The sequence below is a fragment of the Ligilactobacillus animalis genome, from assembly GCF_009933595.1.
Taxonomy (GTDB): domain Bacteria; phylum Bacillota; class Bacilli; order Lactobacillales; family Lactobacillaceae; genus Ligilactobacillus; species Ligilactobacillus animalis.
In genome coordinates, this window is record NZ_CP047141.1 from 561,913 (window position 1) to 585,643 (window position 23,731).

Sequence of the window (23,731 nt, forward strand, 5' to 3'; positions counted from 1 at the left end):
TCTTTGAAAACTAGATAATATCTTTTATTTCTTTGTTAATTAAAATAACCGAGAACACCGCGTTTTAAAGAGTTTAAAACATTAATGTTTAATCGCTAAACTCATAACCATTATCGTAAGATAATATAGGTTAAGTTATTAAGGGCGCATGGTGGATGCCTTGGCACTAGGAGCCGATGAAGGACGTGACTAACTGCGATAAGCTTCGGGGAGTTGTAAGTAAACTGTGATCCGGAGATTTCCGAATGGGGAAACCCAACAGGAGTAAAGACCTGTTATCACTGAGTGAATACATAGCTCAGTTGAAGGTAGACGTGGGGAACTGAAACATCTAAGTACCCATAGGAAGAGAAAGAAAATTCGATTCCCTGAGTAGCGGCGAGCGAAAAGGGAACAGCCCAAACCAAGAAGCTTGCTTCTTGGGGTTGTAGGACTGGACATTTGAGTTACCAAGAAACGAAGTAGTTGAATGATTTGGGAAGATCAGCCAGAGAAGGTGATAGCCCTGTAAGCGAAACTTCGTTTCCTCAGCCCAGTATCCTGAGTACGGCGGAACACGTGAAACTCCGTCGGAATCCGGGAGGACCATCTCCCAAGGCTAAATACTCCCTAGTGACCGATAGTGAACCAGTACCGTGAGGGAAAGGTGAAAAGCACCCCGGGAGGGGAGTGAAATAGTTCCTGAAACCATGTGCCTACAAGTAGTCAGAGCCCGTTAATGGGTGATGGCGTGCCTTTTGTAGAATGAACCGGCGAGTTACGTTAGCGTGCGAGGTTAAGGCGCAAAGGCCGGAGCCGTAGCGAAAGCGAGTCTGAATAGGGCGAATGAGTATGTTGACGTAGACCCGAAACCAGGTGACCTACCCATGTCCAGGTTGAAGGTGCGGTAAGACGCACTGGAGGACCGAACCCGTGTATGTTGAAAAATGCTGGGATGAGGTGTGGGTAGAGGTGAAATTCCAAACGAACTTGGAGATAGCTGGTTCTCTCCGAAATAGCTTTAGGGCTAGCCTCGGAGTTAAGGATCGTGGAGGTAGAGCACTGTTTGGACTAGGGGCCCGTCTTGGGTTACTGAATTCAGATAAACTCCGAATGCCACAGATCTATATCCGGGAGTCAGACTGCGAGTGATAAGATCCGTAGTCGAAAGGGAAACAGCCCAGACCACCGATTAAGGTCCCTAAATATGTGTTAAGTGGAAAAGGATGTGGAATTGCACAGACAACTAGGATGTTGGCTTAGAAGCAGCCACCATTTAAAGAGTGCGTAATAGCTCACTAGTCGAGTGATCCTGCGCCGAAAATGTAACGGGGCTAAACACATTACCGAAATCGTGGATGCAACTATGTTGCATGGTAGGAGAGCGTTCTAAGGGCGATGAAGCTAGACCGTAAGGACTGGTGGAGCGCTTAGAAGTGAGAATGCCGGTATGAGTAGCGAAAGATCAGTGAGAATCTGGTCCACCGTATGACTAAGGTTTCCTGGGGAAGGCTCGTCCTCCCAGGGTTAGTCGGGACCTAAGCCGAGGCCGAGAGGCGTAGGCGATGGATAACAGGTTGAGATTCCTGTACTGGTTTGATTTGTTTGAACGATGGAGGGACGCAGGAGGCTAGAGATGCGTGCTGTTGGATATGCACGTCCAAGCAACGAGTCTGATGATGAGTCAAATGCTTATCGTCTTAAGGACAAGTTGTGACGGGGAGCGAAATTAAAGTAGCGAAGTGATCGATGTCATACTGCCGAGAAAAGCTTCTAGTTAGAATCAGACCACCCGTACCGCAAACCGACACAGGTAGTCGAGGCGAGTAGCCTAAGGTGAGCGAGAGAACTCTCGTTAAGGAACTCGGCAAAATGACCCCGTAACTTCGGGAGAAGGGGTGCTGCACAATGTGCAGCCGCAGTGAATAGGCCCAGGCGACTGTTTATCAAAAACACAGGTTTCTGCAAAATCGTAAGATGAAGTATAGGGGCTGACGCCTGCCCGGTGCTGGAAGGTTAAGAGGATGGGTTAGCGTAAGCGAAGCTCAGAATTGAAGCCCCAGTAAACGGCGGCCGTAACTATAACGGTCCTAAGGTAGCGAAATTCCTTGTCGGGTAAGTTCCGACCCGCACGAAAGGCGTAACGATCTGGGCACTGTCTCAACGAGAGACTCGGTGAAATTATAATACCCGTGAAGATGCGGGTTACCCGCGACAGGACGGAAAGACCCCATGGAGCTTTACTGTAGCTTGATATTGGGTGTTTGTACAACTTGTACAGGATAGGTAGGAGCCGTAGAAGTCGGAACGCTAGTTTCGATCGAGGCGCTGGTGGGATACTACCCTCGTTGTATGAACACTCTAACCCTCGCCGCTCATCGCGGCGGGAGACAGTGTCAGGTGGGCAGTTTGACTGGGGCGGTCGCCTCCTAAAAGGTAACGGAGGCGCCCAAAGGTTCCCTCAGAATGGTTGGAAATCATTCGCAGAGTGTAAAGGCATAAGGGAGCTTGACTGCGAGACCTACAAGTCGAGCAGGGACGAAAGTCGGGCTTAGTGATCCGGTGGTTCCGCATGGAAGGGCCATCGCTCAACGGATAAAAGCTACCCTGGGGATAACAGGCTTATCTCCCCCAAGAGTCCACATCGACGGGGAGGTTTGGCACCTCGATGTCGGCTCATCGCATCCTGGGGCTGTAGTCGGTCCCAAGGGTTGGGCTGTTCGCCCATTAAAGCGGTACGCGAGCTGGGTTCAGAACGTCGTGAGACAGTTCGGTCCCTATCCGTCGCGGGCGTAGGAAATTTGAGAGGATCTGTCCTTAGTACGAGAGGACCGGGATGGACATACCGCTGGTGTACCAGTTGTTCTGCCAAGGGCATCGCTGGGTAGCTATGTATGGATGAGATAAACGCTGAAAGCATCTAAGTGCGAAACTCACCTCGAGATAAGATTTCCCATTCCTTTATGGAAGTAAGACCCCTGAGAGATGATCAGGTAGATAGGATGGAAGTGGAAGTACGGTGACGTATGGAGCGGACCATTACTAATCGGTCGAGGACTTAACCAAGTCAAAAACGTAGCGTTTTCGGAAATAAAGATATTGTCTAGTTTTGAGAGAACAAGGTTCTCACAAAAAAGTGTGGTGGCGATAGCACAAAGGCTACACCTGTTCCCATTCCGAACACAGAAGTTAAGCTTTGTAACGCCGATAGTAGTTAGGGGATCGCCCCTTGCGAGGGTAGGAAGTTGCCACGCTATCATTATGGAGGATTAGCTCAGTTGGGAGAGCGTCTGCCTTACAAGCAGAGGGTCACAGGTTCGAGCCCTGTATCCTCCATCATGAGTCGTTAGCTCAGTCGGTAGAGCATCTGACTTTTAATCAGAGGGTCGACAGTTCGAGCCTGTCACGACTCATTAAAACAAAAAAAGCACTTGACAATTATTTATAATTGTTATAAAATAATTAAGTCACTTGCTTTTAGCGCCGACTTAGCTCAGCTGGCAGAGCATCTGATTTGTAATCAGAGGGTCGGAGGTTCGAATCCTCTAGTCGGCACCATTAATGCGGAAGTAGTTCAGTGGTAGAACACCACCTTGCCATGGTGGGGGTCGCGGGTTCGAATCCCGTCTTCCGCTTGATCAATAATTTAATATTAGCTGATCATGCCGGGGTGGCGGAACTGGCAGACGCACAGGACTTAAAATCCTGCGGTGAGTGATCACCGTACCGGTTCGATTCCGGTCCTCGGCATTAAATATTAATAATACGCACCCATAGCGCAACTGGATAGAGTGTCTGACTACGAATCAGAAGGTTGCAGGTTCGACTCCTGCTGGGTGCATATATCGGGAAATAGCTCAGCTTGGTAGAGCACCTGGTTTGGGACCAGGGGGTCGCAGGTTCGAATCCTGTTTTCCCGATTGAACGAAAGTTCTTAAAATCAACATCGCGGTGTAGCTCAGCTGGCTAGAGCGTCCGGTTCATACCCGGGAGGTCGGGGGTTCGATCCCCTCCGCCGCGATTTACGTACTAGTGCCTCGGACCTTTAGCTCAGTTGGTTAGAGCAGACGGCTCATAACCGTCCGGTCGTAGGTTCGAGTCCTACAAGGTCCATTTGATCTATTTATTAGATGGATCATAGTATGTAACTAAATATTATGGAGGATTACCCAAGTCTGGCTGAAGGGAACGGTCTTGAAAACCGTCAGGTGGGTCAAACCACGCAAGAGTTCGAATCTCTTATCCTCCTTTTTATTATCGCGGGATGGAGCAGTCTGGTAGCTCGTCGGGCTCATAACCCGAAGGTCGTAGGTTCAAATCCTGCTCCCGCAATAATGGTCCTATGGTGTAGGGGTTATCACGCCTGCCTGTCACGCAGGAGATCACCGGTTCAAATCCGGTTAGGACCGTAAATATGGCTCGGTAGCTCAGTTGGTAGAGCAAAGGATTGAAGCTCCTTGTGTCGGCGGTTCGATTCCGTCCCGCGCCATTAACAACATTATATGCGGGTGTAGTTTAGTGGTAAAACCACAGCCTTCCAAGCTGTTGTCGCGAGTTCGATTCTCGTCACCCGCTTAAGTGTTAAATGGGCCTATAGCTCAGCTGGTTAGAGCGCACGCCTGATAAGCGTGAGGTCGGTGGTTCGAGTCCACTTAGGCCCATCTGGAGAAGTACTCAAGTGGCTGAAGAGGCGCCCCTGCTAAGGGTGTAGGCCGGTAACACGGCGCGAGGGTTCAAATCCCTCCTTCTCCGTTAATATGACCCGTTGGTCAAGTGGTTAAGACACCGCCCTTTCACGGCGGTAACATGGGTTCGAATCCCGTACGGGTCATCACAATATATAATTATCGCGGGATGGAGCAGTCTGGTAGCTCGTCGGGCTCATAACCCGAAGGTCGTAGGTTCAAATCCTGCTCCCGCAATATGGTCCTATGGTGTAGGGGTTATCACGCCTGCCTGTCACGCAGGAGATCACCGGTTCAAATCCGGTTAGGACCGTTGTGACTTTATATTTTGGCTGCCGTTATGGTAGCTTTTTTTATGAAATCAACCTAACTTTATTTACAAGTAAAGTTAGATGTAGTATTATTATATAGTATATTGGCTATGGCGATAGTGGCGAAGTGGTTAACGCACCGGATTGTGGCTCCGGCACTCGTGGGTTCGATTCCCATCTATCGCCCTTGATGCCGGTGTGGCGGAATTGGCAGACGCGCTGGACTCAAAATCCAGTGTCCGTTGAGGACGTATCGGTTCGACCCCGATCACCGGTATTTCTTGGGACTAGGTAACTTTACCTAGTCTTTTTTTATATCTAAGAAAACCTTTTGCAAATATTTAGGCCTTTTACCTTGAATAAGTGAAATCTTGTGTTAGAATAAGAACGTTACAACTCACTCATTCCCGATAGGATTCACTATCTAGTGAAGATGCCTTGTAACCACAAAATTGAAATGGGGGAATTCAAAGTGTCAGAAAGACATTTATTTACATCAGAATCAGTCTCAGAAGGACATCCAGATAAAATCGCAGATCAAATCAGTGATGCGATCTTAGATGCATTGTTGGAAAAAGATCCCAATGCACGTGTAGCAGCAGAAACAACTGTTACTACAGGTTTAGTAGTTGTTGTCGGTGAAATTTCAACTAATAAGTATGTTGATATTCAAAAAGTAGTACGCGATACGATCAAAGAGATCGGCTATACTAATGGCAAATACGGTTTCGACGGCGATAATTGTGCTGTTTTGACTGCGATCGATGAACAATCAGCTGATATCGCTTTAGGTGTCGATAACTCATTGGAAACAAAAGAGGGTCAAGCAGATCCGCTCGATCAGATCGGTGCGGGTGATCAAGGCTTGATGTTTGGTTATGCGATCGATGAAACACCTGAATTGATGCCATTACCGATCGCATTGAGCCATCGGTTGATGCGTAAGATCGCTCAAGTGCGCAAGTCAGGCGAACTTACCTATTTAGGACCTGATGCTAAGGCACAAGTTACCGTTGAATATGCTGACGATGGTAAACCTTTGCGCGTTGATACAGTTGTTTTATCAACACAACATGCAGCTGAAATTGGGTTGGAACAAATTAGACAAGATATTTTAGAAAAAGTTATCCAAACGGAGATTCCAGCTGAGTTGCTTGATGAGAAAACAAAATATTTCATCAATCCAACTGGACGCTTCGTTATCGGTGGACCACAAGGCGATGCAGGGCTGACCGGTCGCAAGATCATTGTTGATACTTATGGCGGTTTTGCTCATCATGGTGGTGGTGCTTTCTCTGGTAAGGATGCTACTAAAGTAGACCGTTCAGCTAGCTATGCTGCACGTTATATTGCTAAAAATATCGTAGCTGCTGGGATCGCATCTCAAGTTGAGGTTCAGATCGCATATGCTATTGGGGTCGCACAACCAGTCTCGATCGCGGTCGACACATTTGGAACCTCGAAAGTAAGCAATCAAGCACTAGTTGCAGATATTCGCAAGATTTTTGATCTGCGCCCAGCGGGGATCATTGAAATGCTTGATCTTCGTCGTCCGATCTATAAGCAAACTGCTGCTTATGGTCATTTTGGACGGACTGATGTTGAGTTGCCTTGGGAAAAAACGGATAAGGTTGCTGAATTGAAGGCAGAATTGAATTTAGATTAAAAATTATAACTATTTTTGAGCATTAGTCGATACGGACTAGTGCTCTTTTTATATTAATTGGAGTGAAAAAGCTAGCATGAATCAGCGATAGAGGATATAATCGAAGTAAGGTTTTAAATTAAGCAATTATTATAATTTTTTAAATATTAGGAGGGTCGAATTTTGAAGAGTAGAAAAGAACGTCTTGAGAATAAAAAACAACAGCTGTTATCTGAAAATATAAAATCTGTCAAAAAAGCTACGACATATATTGGAACGACTGTTTTGATGGGAACAGCTGGTTTAGTTTTGAGTAAAGCTAAGGCGCAAGCAGATACGGTTCAGATCGATCAAAATACATCATCTAATAATAATAATGAAAATACTAGTGCAAATTCCAATAATATAAATGAACAAAGTCAAGTTTCGGCACAAACAGCGCAAACTCAGATACAAGATCGATCTGCAACACCTACCCAAGACCAAAGTCAAGTTGCTCCAGCTAGTCAAGCAGTACCTAATTCAGCTACTACACCAACAGTCAGTGTTTCACGGGCTTATCCAGGAAATGTGCAAATATTTTTGAATAATATCGCTGGTCCTGCACAACAGGTCGCTCAACAACGCGGACTATATGCATCTTTGATGATCGCGCAAGCTGCCCTTGAAAGCGGATGGGGTGGTAGTTATTTATCGACCTCAGCTTACAATCTTTTCGGGGTCAAGTGGTCAGGCTCAGGGGCATATATTGAGTTACCAACGCAGGAATTTTATAATGGTTCCTACCATACGATCTATGATAAATTCCAACGTTATTCAAGCTATGCAGAATCTTTAAATGGCTATGCAAATGTGATCACGACCCGTTTCCCTAAATCTACGCGGGCTAATTCGGCTAATTATGCAATTGCCGCGCAAAATCTGCGTTATGGGGTATATGGAACATATGCGACTGCACCAGACTATGCGGATAAATTGATCCGAGTGATCCAGGCCTATAATTTAATAGCTTATGATGTTGGGGGTTCGTCAGTTGACACGAATCAAACACCAACGACTAACAATAATAATGCGGGCCAAACGCAAACAAGTGGCAATGGGACTTACACTGTCAAGGCGGGTGACTCTTTATACCGGATCGCTAAAAACCACAATATGAGTTTGCAAGAATTGAAGAGCTTGAATAACTTGAGTAGCGATCTGATTTTTGCAGGTCAAGTTTTAAAAGTTTCAGGCCAAGTAACTACGAATCAGCCAAGTACGAATACAAATACATCACAAAACTCAAATCAAGCCCAAACAAGTGGCAATGGGACGTATACGGTCAAAGCAGGTGACTCTTTGTACCGCATCGCAGTTAACCACAACATGAGTTTACAAGAATTGAAGAATTTGAATAACTTGAGCAGTAATTTGATCATACCCGGTCAAGTTTTGAAGGTCTCAGGCCAAGCAACTTCGAACCAACCAAGTACAAATACATCACAAAATTCAAATCAGACCCAAGCAAGTGGCAACGGGACGTATACGGTCAAGGCGGGCGACTCTTTGTACCGTATTGCAGTCAACCACAATATGAGCTTACAAGAGTTGAAGAATTTGAATAACTTGAGCAGTAATTTGATCATGCCTGGTCAAGTTTTGAAGGTCTCGGGCCAAGCAACTTCGAACCAACCAAGTACAAATACATCACAAAATTCAAATCAGACCCAAGCAAGTGGCAACGGGACGTATACGGTCAAGGCGGGCGACTCTTTGTACCGTATTGCAGTCAACCACAATATGAGCTTACAAGAGTTGAAGAATTTGAATAATTTGAGCAGCAACTTGATCATGCCTGGTCAAGTTTTGAAAGTTTCAGGACAAGCAAATACAAGCCAGCCAAGTACGAACACAAATACATCACAAAATTCAAATCAAGCCCAAGCAAGTGGCAATGGGACGTATACGGTCAAGGCGGGCGACTCTTTGTACCGTATTGCAGTCAACCACAATATGAGCTTACAAGAGTTGAAGAATTTGAATAACTTGAGCAGTAATTTGATCATGCCTGGTCAAGTTTTGAAGGTCTCTGGTAAAACAGTTTCTAACAAGCCAAGTACAAATACTGCTCAAAATTCAAATCAAAATCAAGCAAATGGTAATGGAACGTATACGGTCAAGGCGGGTGATTCCTTGTGGGCGATCGCTAATTCACATAAAATGACGTTAAATGACTTAAAACAAGTCAATAACTTATCAAGTGATCTGATCTATGTTGGCCAGACGCTTAAAGTAACTAAAGGTGCAGTTACAACGGCTAATAAGACAAACGCCCAAAGTAGTCCAAAGAAAACATATACAGTCAAAGCGGGTGACTCACTTTGGCGGATCGCTTCCAATAATGGTACGACGGTAAATCAATTGAAAGCCTTGAATAATTTGACCTCAGACATGATCTATGTCGGACAAAATTTGAAATTAAAATAATTTTCTCTTGAATTAGTCGAGCGGTTTTGCTAAGATGAAGTAAATATTTGAACGCAGATAAGGAGTATTAGGAAGAACTGAGCTATTTTCAGAGAGTATACGGTTGCTGTGAGTATACAAGTTGGTTTTTCTGAACTCGCCTTTGAGTTTTTCACCGAAGTTAGTAAGTGAAAACGGTCCTTCCCGTTACGAAGTTAAGTGTCAACTTAGTGTTGGAATATGGGTGGTACCGCGGTTTTTCGTCCTATATGGAGTTTATAACTCTATATAGGACTTTTTTATTTTCTAGAAAGGAACTATGGATAGATGAGCTATAATCATAAAGAGATCGAAAAAAAATGGCAACGTTATTGGGATGAACATAAGACGTTCAAGACAACTGAGGATAAGGATAAAAAGAATTACTATGCTTTAGATATGTTTCCTTACCCATCGGGACAAGGGCTACATGTAGGCCATCCAGAAGGGTATACGGCAACTGACATCATTTCACGTATGAAACGGATGCAAGGCTACAATGTTTTACATCCAATGGGGTGGGATGCTTTTGGTTTACCAGCGGAACAATATGCGTTGAATACAGGTAATTCGCCACGTGAATTTACTAAGAAAAATATTAACAATTTTAGACGTCAAATCAAATCATTGGGTCTTTCTTACGATTGGGATCGCGAAGTAAATACGACCGATTCGGCTTATTATAAATGGACACAATGGATCTTTGAACAACTTTACAAACGTGGTCTAGCTTATGAAGCTGAGATCCCAGTTAACTGGAGTCCAGATCTAGGGACTGTAGTGGCTAATGAAGAAGTTATCGACGGTAAGACCGAACGGGGTGGCTTCCCAGTTATCCGTAAACCAATGCGTCAATGGGTCCTAAAGATCACGGCTTATGCGGATCGTTTGATCGATGATCTAGAAGATCTTGATTGGCCTGAAGCGATTAAAGAACAACAACGCAACTGGATCGGACGCTCAGTTGGTGCTACGATCGATTTTAAAGTTGATGGTCAAGATGAACAATTAGAAGTATTTACTACACGTCCAGATACTTTATTTGGTGCTTCAGCGATCACGATCGCACCTGAACATGAACTGGTAGCTAGTTTAACGACACCAGAACAAAAAGCAGCTGTTGAAGCTTACGTTGAAGAGATCTCACACAAGTCTGATCTTGAAAGAACAGATCTAGCTAAAGAAAAAACTGGGGTCTTTACCGGAAGTTATGCGATCAATCCAGTAAATGGTGAAAAATTACCGATCTGGTTAGCTGATTATGTCTTGGCTTCATATGGTACCGGAGCGGTTATGGTCTCGGCTGCCCATGATCCGCGTGATTGGGAATTTGCAAAGAAATATGATTTGCCGATCATCCCAGTCATTGCTGGGGGAGATGTTGAAAAAGAAGTTTACACCGGTGAGGGTGAATATATCAACTCCGATTTCTTGAATGGTTTGACCAAAGAAGAAGCGATCGGGACGATGATCAACTGGTTGAAAGAACACGGTGTGGGTGATAAGAAAGTAAATTACCGCTTACGTGATTGGACTTTCTCACGTCAACGCTACTGGGGCGAACCGATCCCTGTGATCCACTGGGAAGATGGCGAAACAACTTTAGTTCCAGAAGATGAATTACCACTTCTTTTACCTAAGTCAAATGACATCAAGCCTTCAGGTACAGGTGAAAGTCCATTGGCTAACCTCGAAGATTGGGTCAATGTAGTCGATGAAAATGGACGTAAAGGGAAACGCGAAACTAACACAATGCCACAATGGGCTGGTAGTTCATGGTACTTCTTGCGTTATATTGATCCACACAACAATGAAATGATCGCTGATCCTGAAAAATTAAAGGCTTGGTTACCAGTAGATCTTTACGTTGGTGGGGCTGAACATGCAGTCTTGCACTTATTGTATGCTCGTTTCTGGCACAAATTCTTATATGATCTAGGCGTTGTCCCAACTAAAGAACCATTCCAAAAATTGGTCAACCAAGGGATGATCTTAGGTAACAACCATGAAAAAATGTCTAAATCTAAGGGTAATGTGGTCAACCCGGATGATATCGTTGAGCAATACGGCGCCGATACATTACGTTTATACGAAATGTTCATGGGACCACTTGATGCTTCGATTGCTTGGAGCGAAGATGGCTTGAATGGGGCTAATAAGTTCATCAATCGTGTTTGGAACTTGCTGATCGATGAAAATGGTCAATTACGCGACCGGATCACAACGATCAACGAAGGTAATTTGGATTTGATTTACAATCAAACAGTCAAGAAAGTTACTGAAGACTACGAAAAATTGCATTTCAACACTGCAATTTCACAATTGATGGTCTTAGTCAATGAATTCTACAAGGCTGATTCCTTACCACTAGAATACGTTGAAGGCTTAGTCAAATTGATCTCGCCGATCACACCGCATATGGCTGAAGAACTTTGGACTTTATTAGGTAATGTTGGAAGTATCGCCTATGCTAAATGGCCAACATATGATGAAAATAAATTAGTCGAAGATACAGTTGAGATTGTTGTCCAAGTTAATGGTAAGATCAAGCAACACTTGAAGGTTTCGCGGACAGCTTCAAAAGAAGAGTTAGAAGAACTTGCTTTGAATGACGAAAAGATCAAGGCTGAGCTTGAAGGTAAGACGATCCGTCGGGTGATCGCAGTACCAGGCAAATTAGTCAATGTAGTTGCTAACTAATAGTAAATAAAGAAATGAGATCCAGTGGGGGTCTCATTTCTTTATTTTTTAACAGACGAAAATTAAAATGTGTTTGATTTTTTGAAAGAAATTTGCGAAATCAAAGTAAATTGGATAGAATAGAACGTAAACATATTTATAAAAAGGAACATTAATATCTCAGAAAGGATTTTAATAGCATGAAAAACGAACTATCTCGTGCATTGACGCACCGCCATGTACAGATGATCGCGATCGGCGGTGCCATAGGAACGGGGCTTTTCTTAGGATCTGGGAGTGCGATCCAAAAAGCAGGGCCTGCGATCATTCTCGCTTATTTGGTTGCAGGGATCTTTTGCTTTTTGATGATGCGTGCGATCGGGGAATTGATCTTATCTGATACCTCTAAAGCATCATTTATTGAATTTGTACGCCAATATCTCGGTGAAAAGTGGGAATTTGTTGTTGGTTGGACTTATTGGCTATGTTGGGAAAGTTTAGCTATGGCCGATCTGACCGCCAGTGGGATCTACATTCGCTACTGGTTCCCTAATATTCCCCAATGGGTGACGGCTTTAGCGATCATTTTGATCTTGTTAGCCTTTAATTTACTGAGTGTGGGAGTTTTTGGCGAATTAGAAGCTTGGTTTTCTAGTATCAAGGTTTTAGCGATCATGGCTTTGATCGCGACGGGGTTGATCTTATTATTGACCTCGGCTAATGTTGGTGGTCATCAAGTACAATTGAGTAACTTAGTCGATTACGGTGGCCTTTTTCCAAAAGGATTTTCCGGGTTATTAGCTGCTTTTCCGATGGTCATCTTTGCCTTTACAGGGATCGAAATGGTCGGTTTGACTTCGGGTGAAACGGCTGATCCTAAAAAAGATCTTCCACGGGCGATCAACACGTTACCGATGCGGATCGGTCTCTTTTATGTCGGTTCGATGTTTGTCTTGATGTGCATCTATCCTTGGAACGAGATCGCAACGACTTCAAGTCCATTTGTCCAAGTCTTTTCTGGGATCGGGATCAAGATGGCTGCAGCTGTGATCAATTTTGTGGTTCTGACTGCGGCACTATCAGCATGTAATAGTGCGATCTTTAGTACGAGTCGGACGCTGTTTGTTTTGGCCAATAGCGGACAAGCACCAAAGAAGATGGCTAAGATCAGTAATCGCAGTGTACCGGTCGGATCTTTAGTCTTTTCTTCGTCGGTCCTCTTTATTATCGTGATCTTGAACTATATTTTACCAAGTAGCATCTTTGAGATCATCTCAGGGGTGGCTACGGTCAGCTTTATCTTTGTTTGGATCATTTTAGTTTGGTGCCACTATAAGTATCGGCAACAAAATAAAACCGCTAAAAGTATTTTTCCGATGCCACTTTATCCTTGGACTAACTTCTTAACGATCGCCTTTTTTGTGATCGTCTTAGGACTATTGGCAACGAGTACAAGTACTTTGATCTCGATCATTTTTGCGCTGGTCTGGTTTAGTTTATTGTTCATCCTTTCAGGAAAACTCAAAACCACTAAAGAAAATAATTAAGCACAAACACCTTAGAGTTCAGACTCTGAGGTGTTTTTAAGTTGAAAATCTTTTTTAGTACTATATTTTTTGCTAGAATCTATACTGAAACAGTAGAAAGGAATATATGCTATGAAAGAACAAACGATGAAAGAAAAAATGCTTCGTGGTTCGGCGTGGATGACAGCTGGGAGTATCATTTCCCGCATCTTAGGTGCGCTCTACATCATTCCCTGGTATAGCTGGTTTGGAAGTGACAAACTGCAGGCAAATGCCCTGTATACAAAGGGGTATACTGTTTATAGTATTTTTTTGATGATCGCGATCTCGGGTATCCCTTCAGCTGTTGCTAAACAAGTTGCACATTATAATTCTAAAAATGAATATGGCGTTTCAAAAAGATTATTTAAGACAAGTTTAGTAGCTTTGTTCATCTTAGGGGCAGTCTGTACGCTGGTCTTTTGGTTGATCGCACCTTGGATCTCACAAGGTGATCCAAGGATGGTCTCGATCTATCGTTCCTTGGCCTTAGCTTTATTGATCATTCCGTCGATGAGTCTTTTGCGCGGATATTTTCAGGGCTTTCAGGATATGGCACCATCTGCTTTATCGCAATTGATCGAACAATTTTTGCGAATAATCTATATGTTGTTAGCGACCTATATCACGATCAAAGTTATGGGGTTACCATTTGAAGCCGGCGTTTGGCAGTCGACTTTTGCAGCTTTTATCGGCGCTGTAGGTGGAACTCTATTGTTAGTGGGATATTATCTCAAGCATAAAAAAAGATTAGATAAGCTAGTATCTCAGAGTAACGATCAGCTCAAAATAACCAATGCGACCTTATTAAAAGAGGTCTTATATCAGGCTTTACCCTTTATTTTTATTGCATGTGCGATGTCGATGTTTAATTTGGTCGATCAGTTTACCTTCCCTGTGATCATGCAACAAGCAGGTGCGTATAGTATGGCTCAGATCAATGCCTTATATGCTCTATTTGCGGGGAATACCAATAAGCTGATCATGATCGTGGTGGCACTATCGACTGCAATGGCAACGACAGCGATCCCACTTTTAAGTGAAGCTGTTGCTAAATGCGATAGTACTTTGATGAAAAAACAACTATTAGAATCTCTAGAGTTGTTGTTTTTTGTGATGTTACCAGCTGTCTTTGGTATGGCTGCAGTCAGTCGTCCGCTTTATCTAGTATTCTACGGTTATGAGGCAACGGGGATCTTTGTTTTAGCGATCTCAGCGTATGTGGCGTTAGCAATGGGACTATTCAATGTTTTAGGTTCATTATTGCAAGGGATCTATGAAAATAAACAAGCTATCAAATATACCGCTTGGGGGCTAGGGCTAAAATTAGTCCTGCAATATCCATTGACTCTTTGGTTGGGTGTTTTTGGACCACTTTTAGCGACAGGGATCGCGATGAGTTGGGCCAGCTATTTAATGCTGCGCTTTTTATATTTGAAATATAATTTACCGACAGGACAGTTACAAGTTAATGTCAATAAGATGTTCATGGTAGCATTACTGATGTTTGGTGTGACTTTACTGTTTGTAGGTGGTTATTATATGATATTTCCCGGGAATAGTCGCTGGTCAGCTTTGGTGAGTTTGAGCTTAGCTGCTGGGGTCGGGGGATACTTATATTTATTAGCGTGTTTTAAACTCGGTCTAGTACAACGAATCTTAGGCACAAAGGTGACAAGTAAATTACAAAAGATATTTAGGTGGAAATAAGATGAGATTAGATAAATATTTAGCGACGGTGGGTCTGGGAACACGCTCTGAAGTAAAAAAATTATTACGCAAAAAAAGTGTCAGTGTTGACGGTGCGGTCATCACTGACGGAAAATTTCAACTTGATCCTGCTATTTCCCAGGTTATGGTAGGACAAAAAGTACTGACGTATCAAAATTATTATTACTATATGCTAAATAAACCAAAAGGGGTTGTTTCAGCAACAACAGATCGGGTCGAGAAAACAGTTTTAGATCTGTTGGTCGAACCTGCAAGTAACCAAAAACTTTTCCCAGTGGGGCGTTTAGATAAAGACACGACGGGATTGTTGCTTTTGACAAATGATGGGGCCTTGAGTCATGAATTACTGAGTCCCAAAAAGCACGTGGCTAAAACTTATGTTGCCCAGATCGCAGGAATAGTAACACCAGCAACTTGTGTGACCTTTGCTAGTTCGATGACGTTAAAAAATGGCGAAAAAACTAAGCCCGCCAAATTGAAGATCTTGACTGTTGATGAAGCACATGAGCGGTCTAAGGTCGAGATCACGATCACGGAAGGTAAATATCATCAAGTGAAACGGATGTTTGCAGCGGCAGGGATGAAGGTCTTGGAGCTAGAACGTCTTCAAATGGGGAGTTTAAAACTCGATCCCACTCTAAAACGGGGAGATTACCGTCCCTTAAGCGAGCAGGAACTAGCTAAATTGCGCCATGAAAGCTTGTAGATGTTCAATGATATCGGTCGGTAAAACAACATATTTACTTTGCGAGAGGTCACTGGCAACGGCACTGTGTAAATAAACGGCAGCATCTAAAACGTCAGCTGGAGCTAGTGTTTTGAATTGCCCCATAAAAGCAGCAATGATCCCCGTTAAAGTATCGCCCATCCCACCAGTCGCCATGTAGGGACCGCCGATGGGTAACCGACTGATCGTACCATCTTGGTGATAGATCTCAGTGTGATATTTTTTTAAAACGACGTGAGCAGCTAGCCTTTGTTGGGCACTTTGATTGGCCTGAGGCAGTTGTTCTGCGATCGCTAGTCCAGATAAACGAGCCCATTCGGCCTGATGTGGGGTGTAGATCACCTGACATGTTGGGTGTAAGGGCTCGTTTTGTTGTGCAAGTAGTGTGATCGCTGATCCATCAATGATCAAAGTTGCGGTTGGGCTTACGGTTGATAAGGTAATTTTCAATATCTGTCTTGCAAGTTGATCGAGGCCTAGACCAGGGCCAATAACGATCGTATCAGCTTGCTTTATAGCTTGAGTCAAGGTCTCAAAATCACTGTGATCAACGACCATTGCTTCGGGTAAGCGAGCATGAAGTGCAAAAAAATTTGAACTATCTGTGGCACATGTGACAAGACCGGCACCGGCATGGACAGCAGCGCTAGCCGACATGATCGCAGCCCCACTCATATTTTTATTTCCGCCGATGATCAAGATCTTACCGAAATTTCCTTTGTGACTTTGCTTAGGCCGTGGCTTGATGACTTGTTTTAGACAAAGCGTGGTCAAATTTTTCATAGTTTCCATTTGTATCCAACTCCGATCACTCAAGGTATTCTATGTCCAAGTTAAGTCATTTTAGTATATTTTTCAACTGATAAGATAAGTGTTAAGGTGGAAGTTGTTAAAATTTATGCTAAAATAGGGGAGAGATCGAATCTAAATAAGAGGTGGATTTTTATGACAATCGATTGGAAAGAAGAAGCCGCTAAACGCAAAGACGATATGTTGGCGGACTTAAAGACCATGCTTCGGATCGAAAGTGTACGTGATGAAGCAAAAGGAACTCCTGAAGCTCCACTTGGACCTGGTCCTAAGGAAGCTTTAGACAAATTTTTAGAAATTGGTCAACGTGATGGCTTTGAAACACTTGAATTAGATGGCTTAGCTGGACACATTGAATATGGTGATGGTCCTGAAACGTTAGGGATGCTAGCTCACGTAGATGTTATGCCAGCTGGTAAAGGTTGGAATACTGATCCATTTGAACCTGTTGAAAAAGATGGCCGTTTATACGCACGTGGGGCTTCAGATGATAAGGGCCCAAGTATGGCTGCATACTACGGTTTAAAGATCGTTAAGGAACTTGGTTTGCCAGTTTCGAAAAAGGTACGTTTTATCTTAGGAACTGACGAAGAAAGCCAATGGCGTGGTATGACGCACTACTTTGAAAAAATGCCACAACCTGATTTTGGCTTTTCACCTGATGCCTTTTTCCCAATTATCAATGGTGAAAAGGGTAATGTTAGCTTTGTCGCTGATTTTGCTGGAACCAATGGTGGTAAAGTTGAATTAGTTAGCTTCGAAGCTGGTTTACGTGAAAACATGGTACCACGTGATGCTGAAGTTTACTTGAAAGCCGAAGACTCAAAGGCTATTTTGAGTGCTTTTGATGAATTTGTAGCCCAAAATCCTATTACAGGGACAGCTTACTTGAAAGAAGGCAAGGTCTACTTGCATATTATTGGTAAAGCAGCCCATGCCCAAGAACCACGTAATGGTGAAAATGCAGCTACTTATATGGCTACTTTCTTGCAACAATTTGATTTTGGTGGTGCAGCAGCTAACTTTATCAAGTTCACGGCTGACTACTTGCATCAAGATTCACGGATGGAAGCTTTTGGTGTTGCTTATACCGATGAGATCATGGGTGATTTAACGATGAACTCAGGGATCTACAATTTTGAAGCGGGCAAAGGTGGACAGATCACCCTTAATTTCCGTTTCCCTAAAGGTACAGATGAAAAAGATATCGAAGCTGGTTTGCAAAAAGCTGCCCAACCATTAGATATCGAAGTAAAACGTAGTGGTAAATTACAAGTGCCACATTACGTTTCCCCTGAAGATCCATTGGTCAAGACTTTGCTTAATGTTTACCAAGAACAAACAGGTGAACAAGCTGAAGGTAAAGTTGTCGGTGGTGGCACATACGGCCGTTTGATGGAACGTGGGGTCGCTTTTGGCGCGATGTTCCCAGGTGTACCCGATACAATGCATCAAGCAAACGAATTTATGCCGATCGATGACCTTGTGAAGGCAGCAGCGATCTATGCGCAATCGATCTATGAGCTGATCAAATAAGAATAGTTTTAGTAAAAGACTGTCGGATGGCAGTCTTTTTTGATAATTTCAAAAAAAGGGCGTAAAATGAAGTTAGAGCAACATTAGCCTAGCGGAGTAAGTAACAGTTAGAAAGTTCAAAATGTGAAGCTGGGATTACTTGAGATAAGGACCGCGGGCCATGTTTGCGGTAATTATAGAAAGGAAAAACTATATTTCTTTTGCAAGTATGAACGATGTACTTGTTTGCATTTTATATAGCAGGGAATTTAAGATGAAGAAAGGTTTTTTGGAAAAGAATTCAGCCCAAAGCGATGAGAAAACAACACTATTTAAAGTTTTAAGTCGGCGTGAAGATCTTTTTTTGCGAGTTGATAACAGCTTGTTGCCTAAATTAGACGATGATGCCAAGCTAAAAAAGATGCTTGATACTTTATTACGCAAGCGGTCTAAGGCAAATCGGCGCGAGATCATAAATATCACTCAGCATAATTACCGAATCTTTCTTTAATGATCAATGAGGTGAAGCAATTGTTTTTAACTACAGGTGAAGTCAAGCAAGCTTACACGATCAAAGGGATCGTAAATGCGACCGTCAAGAAAACTTTGACAGCAGAACAACTTGATGAAGTTGATAATTTCGATGAGCTCTATCGGCAAGTTCAAGATATTTTGATCGAACGCGCAGTCGCTAAAGACGGTGACGGGATCATTGGTGTTAGTTTTGAGCCCCAGATCGTCCGCGTTTCAGTGGGGCCTAAATATTTGATGTTGCATGGTTACGGAACTGTGATCAGTTTAAACTAGGTTGCTTGACTATTTGGGTTTTTAGTGTAAAATAGTAGAAGTTAATGCCACTATGGCGGAATTGGCAGACGCGCAACGTTCAGGTCGTTGTTTGGTTTATCCAAGTACAGGTTCGACTCCTGCTAGTGGCATAAGACTTTACCGTTCTTGTAGACTTGTAGGCCAGTGTTTACTGGCTTACAAGTCTTTTTTAGCTTACATGTGTCGCTCAGGACAATTAACAGAAAAAATGCTATAATCTAAGTATAGTTAAACATTTAAATAACCAGTTGGGAGTGGAGAATTATGGAATTGATCAAACAAGAATACCGCAACATTTTAGTGCCAGTTGATGGTTCCAAAACAGCTGAAAAAGCTTTAGAGCGTGCAACTGAGATCGCGTTACGAAATAAAGCACACTTAGATATTTTAAATGTGATCGATCTCAAGCAATTTTCCGTTAGCTTTGGTGGGATGGTCGACGCTAATGGTGATGCAGTCTACCAAGCATTTGAAGATGTTGAAGGCTATTTGAATACCTTAGTTGAACGTGTAAAAAAACAAGGGCTAGAAGATGTAACGGCTCACGCACGTTTTGGATCGCCACGGGCCGTGATCGCGCGCGAATTTCCTGATGACCATGAAAATGATCTCATCATCATGGGACCAACTGGCTTAAATCCAGTCGAACGGTTATTAGTTGGGGCGGTAACTGACTATGTTACTCGTGTCGCTAAGTGTGATGTTATCATTGCACGTTAAGAATTAATCTATTTTCAGAGAAAGGTCAAGAATGCAAATCAATACTATTTCACTTGTGATCTATGCAGCACTGATCGTTTTATCGGCGTATAATTTACGCTTAGCTTGGCGTTTATCTAAATTACAGACTTCGGCCTTGTTGCGCCGACCAGAAGATATTTTGCCTGATGAAAGTGCGCGCTTGCAAGCGATCAATCAAGACAAGAAGAAATGGAAAATTTTAGGGCGAGTCTTTTTCTGGGTGGCGTTGTTAGTTGCTTTTGTCGGTGAGATGGAAGAATTAGCGTTCTTTCTCAGTTTATATTCTATCTGCAATATCGTTGTATTGCGTGGAAATATTGCAACCCTAAATATTTTAGTAGCTAAATAATAAGTTTGTATGTGAGGCAGAGAAAATCAAACGATACAGTATGATATTATTAGATGGACTAGCGGCTGTGATCGTCTTATTGGCGTTATGTCGTTTAGTGCCTGACCAAGCTTGGCGGTCAGTATTGTATTACTATACGATCAGTAATTATTTGATGTTATTTCCATATAACCGACGCCAACAACTACTAACGAAACAAAGTAAGGTAGTCGTTGAAGAGAGTGGCCCATTGCGCCGTTCTAAACCCAAGACAAAGCGTCAGATCGATAGTGAACTTTTAACTAATTTAGTAAAATCATTTGCGAAAATTTGTTTAGAGATAATTATAGCTCCGTACTATTTTATGGGCTATTACTTTAAGACTGAAAAATAGTGACTTCGATGAGTGAAGTCACTATTTTTTTAGGCTTTATTAAATTAATTTACTATTAATGACTAGTAGAAGAAGAGATCGAAAAGGAGAAAATGCTGGTAGAGATTCAGAAGAGATATGAAAATATAATGAAATTTATTTAATTTTTCGTATTGACTAATCTCTAAATGCTTTGCTATAATCTGTTTATTCTAATGTAAACTTTCAGAAAAAATTTATATAGGGGGATTTTCTATGGGTAAACTGTGGAAAAAAATGACGCATAAAAAAGATCCGAAAGAGTATCAAAAAAAGGATGCCCATCTACTTCAAGTTTTAGGTGTTAAGGACTTTTTAGCGTTAGGTGTAGGGACGATCGTATCGACCTCAATTTTCACACTTCCAGGGATCGTGGCAGCACAACATGCGGGTCCTGCCGTTGTTTTATCCTTTTTAGCAGCAGCAGTTGTTGCAGGGCTAGTTGCCTTTGCATATGCTGAAATGTCTTCGGCTTTACCATTTGCTGGTTCAGCTTACTCTTGGATAAACGTTGTCTTTGGTGAAGGCTTTGGCTGGATCGCTGGTTGGGCTTTGCTAGCTGAATACTTTATCGCAGTCGCCTTTGTTGCTTCGGGACTTTCAGCCAATTTACAAGGTCTTTTGGAACCACTAGGCTTTAAATTACCAGTGCAGTTATCCGCAGCTTTTGGAACTAATGGTGGTGTAGTTGATATTTTGGCGATCTTAGTGGTCGTTTTAGTTGCTATTTTACTTTCACGCGGAACATCTGGTGCGGCAGCTGTTGAAAATTTATTGGTTATCTTGAAAGTGGCTGCGATCTTAGTTTTCATCGCTGTTGGTGCAACAGCTATCAAAACAGCTAACTATCATCCATTTATTCCAGCTCACAAAGTCAATGCTGATGGGACTTCGTTTGGTGGTTGGCAAGGGATCTATGCCGGTATTTCATCGATCTTTTTATCATATATCGGTTTTGATTCGATCGCAGCTAATGCGGCCGAAGCTAAGAATCCGTCTAAAACGATGCCACGCGGAATCTTGGGTTCCTTGTTGATCGCGGTCGTGTTATTCTCAGGTGTTTCTTTAGTCTTGGTCGGGATGTTCCATTATTCAAACTATGCTGGTAACGCTGAACCAGTTGGTTGGGCGTTACGCCATGCCGGTTATCCGATCGTTGCGACAGTTGTCCAAGCAATCGCTGTGATCGGGATGTTTACTGCTTTGATCGGGATGACCTTAGCAGGTTCGCGTCTGCTCTATTCATTTGGGCGTGATGGATTATTACCTAAGTGGTTGGGTGAGTTAGATAAGAATAACTTACCAAATCATGCGTTGATCTTACTGTCTGGTGTTGCGATCGTTTTAGGGGCAGTCTTCCCATTTGCCTTTCTATCACAATTGATCTCAGCTGGAACATTGATCGCCTTCATGTTTGTGACGATCGGGATCTACCGCTTACGTCCCCGTGAAGGTAAAGACTTACCAGTGCCAGGATTTAAGATGCCACTTTATCCGGTCTTACCAGCAGTAGCATTTTTAGGTGCGTTGTTTGTTTTCTTAGGTTTAGATCACATGGCAAAATTTGTTACCGGGATCTGGTTTGTCCTAGGACTTTTAGTTTATATTTTCTATGGAATGAATAATGTAGAAAAACAAAAATAGGTAAGAAAAAATGCGTGAAAATCTTTCACGCATTTTTTGTTTCTAAAAGGATATCAAGGCAAGACTAAAGTTGTATTTTCAAAGTTTTGCAACCATTTTTTACGCTCGACTCGCTTTTGAAAGGCTTCGAGCGTATTTTTTTCAAGATAAGCCGGTGTAGGGACGATCTTTTCTGAAAATAGATCAGTTAGCCCGTATGGCGCAATGAATTCAAAATCTGTTGCTGGCGAGTGGCAGATCCCAACGGCACTACAGGTTTCGGGGAAAGTCGCGATCACGTCAGCTATCGTATCTTTACCTTGAAAGTCTGGTCTATGAGGATTATTAAGCGAAATATTAGTCAATTCCCACAGATATTTAGAGTGACGCTGATTTAGTTCAGTTTTACGGGTTAGATATTGTTCATAGGACTCATTAGGATCACGGTAATAGATGTCTAAATTTCCAAGCATCAAATTGAATGGTTTTTCTTCGCGTTCAGACCAAACTAGGTCGCGGATACTGCCAGCACAAAGAAAAGCGTCTCCGAGATGCATTTTATCTAAAATCGTAAAAACTTCACGAAATTCAGGTCTTTTCTGGATCAATGTTAACAATTGTTCATCTAATGTCATAGGTAATGCGGCTTCCTTTCAAAGTATTTCGCATTTTTCTACAATAGCACATCAGTTTGGATTTGGCAAAAAGAAAAAAGCAGTCTTTTTGCTGTTAATTGTCAAGGGATTGAACTAAAATATAAGCGAAGATGTAGCTATATTTTGAAAAGAGGTCTTTACAGATGAAACACTATAAAACGATCTTAGTTGGCCTAGATGGTTCGACTAATTCACTTAGTGCCCTTGAAAAAGCCGGGGAATTGGCACAACTCATGGATGCTAAGTTGGTTTTGGTCACTGTAGTCAAACCAGAATTTCAAGTTGGTTTTGGTGGACCTGGACTTGAGGTCAACACTTTGTCAGCTAAGCAACTTGAAGAAAAACAAGCGCAAGCACAAAAAATGTTGACCGAATATCAAGCAAAGCTACCTGGGCAAGTCAAGCAGCAAGCAGTGGTCGTTCTCGGTGATCCTAAGGTGATGTTGAGCGAAACATTACCGCAGAAGTATCAAGCTGAATTGGTGATCGTTGGTGCAACTGGCTTAAATAAGCTCGATCGTTTTATTTTAGGTTCGACGGCGTCGTATGTAGTTCGAAATACCAAGGCAGATACGCTGGTCGTCAATGAATAGTTAAATTTTTTGATTATTACAGACGAAACTTTTTTGTAACGAAATCTTAAAAAAAGATGGTTAACAAATGCATTCAAAAGTGGTAAATTAGTCAAGTCGAGATCAATTTATATTTTTTGGGAGGATTTGTGATGGGCAACAAACTTGATATTTTGCATGAGTATCAGTTAGCGGAGCAAAAATGTGCCGAGCTCACCAATGTTTGCGAAAAATTACATGGAACTAAACGGGGTAGCCATCTGGTGGCTGTATATGATGCTAAGCTAAAAGATACAAAAGACCGCCGAGATCATTTAGGTGTGATCTTAAAAGCGATGGATGCTGCAGAAGATTAGAATTTGAAAAACAATTACGGGAAGTGATACGTCGCTTCCTGTTTTTTTTAGCATCTGACAGCATGGTGCAAAATGTAGCTT

General features: G+C 42.6%; 17 protein-coding genes, 22 tRNA genes, 2 rRNA genes, 1 riboswitch and 1 other annotated feature. Of the genes, 39 read left to right on the forward strand and 2 right to left on the reverse strand.

Annotation, left to right across the window (positions count from 1 at the left end):
• Nucleotides 1-128 precede the first annotated feature (128 nt).
• The 29 genes from GSR62_RS02680 (at nt 129) to GSR62_RS02820 (ending at nt 15,788) form a co-directional block, all read left to right on the forward strand.
• Nucleotides 129-3,045, forward strand: a 23S ribosomal RNA gene (locus GSR62_RS02680).
• Between the two features lie 71 nt (nt 3,046-3,116).
• Nucleotides 3,117-3,233 (forward strand): 5S ribosomal RNA (gene rrf, locus GSR62_RS02685).
• Between the two features lie 9 nt (nt 3,234-3,242).
• A tRNA-Val gene (locus GSR62_RS02690) sits at nt 3,243-3,315 on the forward strand.
• A gap of 4 nt (nt 3,316-3,319) precedes the next feature.
• A tRNA-Lys gene (locus GSR62_RS02695) sits at nt 3,320-3,392 on the forward strand.
• Between the two features lie 69 nt (nt 3,393-3,461).
• Nucleotides 3,462-3,537, forward strand: a tRNA-Thr gene (locus GSR62_RS02700).
• 5 nt (nt 3,538-3,542) lie between these two features.
• Nucleotides 3,543-3,614 (forward strand) — tRNA-Gly (locus tag GSR62_RS02705).
• A gap of 29 nt (nt 3,615-3,643) precedes the next feature.
• Nucleotides 3,644-3,729 (forward strand) — tRNA-Leu (locus GSR62_RS02710).
• Nucleotides 3,730-3,746: 17 nt separating this feature from the next.
• A tRNA-Arg gene (locus GSR62_RS02715) sits at nt 3,747-3,820 on the forward strand.
• A gap of 5 nt (nt 3,821-3,825) precedes the next feature.
• Nucleotides 3,826-3,899: transfer RNA gene (locus tag GSR62_RS02720), tRNA-Pro, on the forward strand.
• Between the two features lie 27 nt (nt 3,900-3,926).
• Nucleotides 3,927-4,000, forward strand: a tRNA-Met gene (locus GSR62_RS02725).
• 18 nt (nt 4,001-4,018) lie between these two features.
• Nucleotides 4,019-4,092 (forward strand) — tRNA-Ile (locus tag GSR62_RS02730).
• Between the two features lie 46 nt (nt 4,093-4,138).
• A tRNA-Ser gene (locus GSR62_RS02735) sits at nt 4,139-4,228 on the forward strand.
• A 9-nt stretch (nt 4,229-4,237) separates the two neighbouring features.
• Nucleotides 4,238-4,311, forward strand: a tRNA-Met gene (locus tag GSR62_RS02740).
• 4 nt (nt 4,312-4,315) lie between these two features.
• A tRNA-Asp gene (locus GSR62_RS02745) sits at nt 4,316-4,388 on the forward strand.
• A 7-nt stretch (nt 4,389-4,395) separates the two neighbouring features.
• A tRNA-Phe gene (locus tag GSR62_RS02750) sits at nt 4,396-4,468 on the forward strand.
• A 15-nt stretch (nt 4,469-4,483) separates the two neighbouring features.
• Nucleotides 4,484-4,554: transfer RNA gene (locus GSR62_RS02755), tRNA-Gly, on the forward strand.
• A gap of 12 nt (nt 4,555-4,566) precedes the next feature.
• Nucleotides 4,567-4,640 (forward strand) — tRNA-Ile (locus GSR62_RS02760).
• A 3-nt stretch (nt 4,641-4,643) separates the two neighbouring features.
• A tRNA-Ser gene (locus GSR62_RS02765) sits at nt 4,644-4,731 on the forward strand.
• A gap of 7 nt (nt 4,732-4,738) precedes the next feature.
• Nucleotides 4,739-4,810: transfer RNA gene (locus GSR62_RS02770), tRNA-Glu, on the forward strand.
• A gap of 17 nt (nt 4,811-4,827) precedes the next feature.
• Nucleotides 4,828-4,901 (forward strand) — tRNA-Met (locus GSR62_RS02775).
• 3 nt (nt 4,902-4,904) lie between these two features.
• Nucleotides 4,905-4,977: transfer RNA gene (locus tag GSR62_RS02780), tRNA-Asp, on the forward strand.
• Between the two features lie 111 nt (nt 4,978-5,088).
• Nucleotides 5,089-5,161 (forward strand) — tRNA-His (locus tag GSR62_RS02785).
• Between the two features lie 6 nt (nt 5,162-5,167).
• A tRNA-Leu gene (locus GSR62_RS02790) sits at nt 5,168-5,252 on the forward strand.
• A gap of 108 nt (nt 5,253-5,360) precedes the next feature.
• A riboswitch (SMK box riboswitch) is annotated at nt 5,361-5,450 on the forward strand.
• A complete protein-coding gene (metK, locus tag GSR62_RS02795; protein WP_066023772.1) occupies nt 5,448-6,641 on the forward strand; it encodes a methionine adenosyltransferase in 1,194 nt (397 codons plus the stop codon). It overlaps the preceding riboswitch by 3 nt.
• 162 nt (nt 6,642-6,803) lie before the next feature.
• On the forward strand, nt 6,804-9,089 hold the full coding sequence (locus GSR62_RS02800; RefSeq protein ID WP_066023773.1) for a LysM peptidoglycan-binding domain-containing protein: 2,286 nt from the start codon (nt 6,804-6,806) through the stop codon (nt 9,087-9,089).
• A 45-nt stretch (nt 9,090-9,134) separates the two neighbouring features.
• Nucleotides 9,135-9,339: a binding site (T-box leader), on the forward strand.
• 56 nt (nt 9,340-9,395) lie between these two features.
• Nucleotides 9,396-11,807, forward strand: a complete 2,412-nt coding sequence (gene leuS / locus GSR62_RS02805; RefSeq protein ID WP_010688556.1) for a leucine--tRNA ligase — start codon at nt 9,396-9,398, stop codon at nt 11,805-11,807.
• Between the two features lie 179 nt (nt 11,808-11,986).
• Nucleotides 11,987-13,333, forward strand: coding sequence for an amino acid permease (locus GSR62_RS02810; protein WP_010688557.1), 1,347 nt, complete (start codon nt 11,987-11,989; stop codon nt 13,331-13,333).
• A gap of 111 nt (nt 13,334-13,444) precedes the next feature.
• Nucleotides 13,445-15,061 (forward strand): putative polysaccharide biosynthesis protein, encoded by a 1,617-nt coding sequence (locus GSR62_RS02815; protein WP_035448800.1) that lies wholly within the window; start codon nt 13,445-13,447, stop codon nt 15,059-15,061.
• Between the two features lies 1 nt (nt 15,062).
• The gene (locus tag GSR62_RS02820; protein WP_010688558.1) at nt 15,063-15,788 is read left to right on the forward strand and encodes a pseudouridine synthase; all 726 of its coding nucleotides are present in this window, start codon (nt 15,063-15,065) and stop codon (nt 15,786-15,788) included.
• Here GSR62_RS02820 and GSR62_RS02825 read toward each other — a convergent pair.
• A complete protein-coding gene (locus GSR62_RS02825) occupies nt 15,759-16,601 on the reverse strand; it encodes an NAD(P)H-hydrate dehydratase (RefSeq protein WP_081797091.1) in 843 nt (280 codons plus the stop codon). The two genes, GSR62_RS02820 and GSR62_RS02825, sit on opposite strands and share 30 nt — an antisense overlap.
• Nucleotides 16,602-16,754: 153 nt before the next feature.
• Between GSR62_RS02825 and pepV the strand changes: the two genes are divergently transcribed.
• The 8 genes from pepV to GSR62_RS02865 all read left to right on the forward strand — a co-directional run bounded on the left by pepV (nt 16,755) and on the right by GSR62_RS02865 (nt 22,087).
• The gene (gene pepV / locus GSR62_RS02830; RefSeq protein ID WP_066023774.1) at nt 16,755-18,155 is read left to right on the forward strand and encodes a dipeptidase PepV; all 1,401 of its coding nucleotides are present in this window, start codon (nt 16,755-16,757) and stop codon (nt 18,153-18,155) included.
• A 253-nt stretch (nt 18,156-18,408) separates the two neighbouring features.
• On the forward strand, nt 18,409-18,645 hold the full coding sequence (locus GSR62_RS02835) for a hypothetical protein (protein WP_004048435.1): 237 nt from the start codon (nt 18,409-18,411) through the stop codon (nt 18,643-18,645).
• A gap of 20 nt (nt 18,646-18,665) precedes the next feature.
• Nucleotides 18,666-18,941, forward strand: coding sequence for a hypothetical protein (locus tag GSR62_RS02840; RefSeq protein WP_010688561.1), 276 nt, complete (start codon nt 18,666-18,668; stop codon nt 18,939-18,941).
• A gap of 46 nt (nt 18,942-18,987) precedes the next feature.
• Nucleotides 18,988-19,072, forward strand: a tRNA-Leu gene (locus GSR62_RS02845).
• A gap of 154 nt (nt 19,073-19,226) precedes the next feature.
• On the forward strand, nt 19,227-19,682 hold the full coding sequence (locus GSR62_RS02850; protein WP_010688562.1) for a universal stress protein: 456 nt from the start codon (nt 19,227-19,229) through the stop codon (nt 19,680-19,682).
• Between the two features lie 31 nt (nt 19,683-19,713).
• Nucleotides 19,714-20,052 (forward strand): hypothetical protein, encoded by a 339-nt coding sequence (locus GSR62_RS02855; protein WP_066023775.1) that lies wholly within the window; start codon nt 19,714-19,716, stop codon nt 20,050-20,052.
• 40 nt (nt 20,053-20,092) lie between these two features.
• The gene (locus GSR62_RS02860) at nt 20,093-20,425 is read left to right on the forward strand and encodes a hypothetical protein (protein WP_010688564.1); all 333 of its coding nucleotides are present in this window, start codon (nt 20,093-20,095) and stop codon (nt 20,423-20,425) included.
• Nucleotides 20,426-20,659: 234 nt separating this feature from the next.
• Nucleotides 20,660-22,087 carry an APC family permease gene (locus GSR62_RS02865; protein WP_010688565.1) on the forward strand — a complete coding sequence of 476 codons (1,428 nt, stop codon included), beginning with the start codon at nt 20,660-20,662 and terminating at the stop codon, nt 22,085-22,087.
• Nucleotides 22,088-22,140: 53 nt separating this feature from the next.
• Here the strand turns inward: GSR62_RS02865 and GSR62_RS02870 are convergent, their stop codons facing one another.
• Nucleotides 22,141-22,701 carry a nucleotidyltransferase family protein gene (locus GSR62_RS02870; protein WP_010688566.1) on the reverse strand — a complete coding sequence of 187 codons (561 nt, stop codon included), beginning with the start codon at nt 22,699-22,701 and terminating at the stop codon, nt 22,141-22,143.
• Nucleotides 22,702-22,865: 164 nt separating this feature from the next.
• Between GSR62_RS02870 and GSR62_RS02875 the strand changes: the two genes are divergently transcribed.
• Nucleotides 22,866-23,315 (forward strand): universal stress protein, encoded by a 450-nt coding sequence (locus GSR62_RS02875; protein ID WP_035448807.1) that lies wholly within the window; start codon nt 22,866-22,868, stop codon nt 23,313-23,315.
• Nucleotides 23,316-23,446: 131 nt separating this feature from the next.
• Nucleotides 23,447-23,650: a hypothetical protein gene (locus GSR62_RS02880; protein ID WP_010688568.1), complete on the forward strand. Its 204-nt coding sequence runs from the start codon at nt 23,447-23,449 to the stop codon at nt 23,648-23,650.
• Nucleotides 23,651-23,731 lie beyond the last annotated feature (81 nt).

Bases quoted from the DNA above. Each gene is read 5' to 3' on its own strand.
- GSR62_RS02870 (WP_010688566.1), bottom strand. From the start codon at position 22,701: ATGACATTAGATGAACAATTGTTAACATTGATCCAGAAAAGACCTGAA.
- GSR62_RS02855 (WP_066023775.1), top strand. From the start codon at position 19,714: ATGCAAATCAATACTATTTCACTTGTGATCTATGCAGCACTGATCGTT.
- GSR62_RS02815 (WP_035448800.1), top strand. From the start codon at position 13,445: ATGAAAGAACAAACGATGAAAGAAAAAATGCTTCGTGGTTCGGCGTGG.
- GSR62_RS02865 (WP_010688565.1), top strand. From the start codon at position 20,660: ATGGGTAAACTGTGGAAAAAAATGACGCATAAAAAAGATCCGAAAGAG.
- GSR62_RS02835 (WP_004048435.1), top strand. From the start codon at position 18,409: ATGAAGAAAGGTTTTTTGGAAAAGAATTCAGCCCAAAGCGATGAGAAA.
- GSR62_RS02880 (WP_010688568.1), top strand. From the start codon at position 23,447: ATGGGCAACAAACTTGATATTTTGCATGAGTATCAGTTAGCGGAGCAA.
- GSR62_RS02850 (WP_010688562.1), top strand. From the start codon at position 19,227: ATGGAATTGATCAAACAAGAATACCGCAACATTTTAGTGCCAGTTGAT.
- GSR62_RS02825 (WP_081797091.1), bottom strand. From the start codon at position 16,601: ATGGAAACTATGAAAAATTTGACCACGCTTTGTCTAAAACAAGTCATC.
- GSR62_RS02810 (WP_010688557.1), top strand. From the start codon at position 11,987: ATGAAAAACGAACTATCTCGTGCATTGACGCACCGCCATGTACAGATG.
- GSR62_RS02820 (WP_010688558.1), top strand. From the start codon at position 15,063: ATGAGATTAGATAAATATTTAGCGACGGTGGGTCTGGGAACACGCTCT.
- leuS (WP_010688556.1), top strand. From the start codon at position 9,396: ATGAGCTATAATCATAAAGAGATCGAAAAAAAATGGCAACGTTATTGG.
- pepV (WP_066023774.1), top strand. From the start codon at position 16,755: ATGACAATCGATTGGAAAGAAGAAGCCGCTAAACGCAAAGACGATATG.
- GSR62_RS02875 (WP_035448807.1), top strand. From the start codon at position 22,866: ATGAAACACTATAAAACGATCTTAGTTGGCCTAGATGGTTCGACTAAT.
- GSR62_RS02860 (WP_010688564.1), top strand. From the start codon at position 20,093: ATGATATTATTAGATGGACTAGCGGCTGTGATCGTCTTATTGGCGTTA.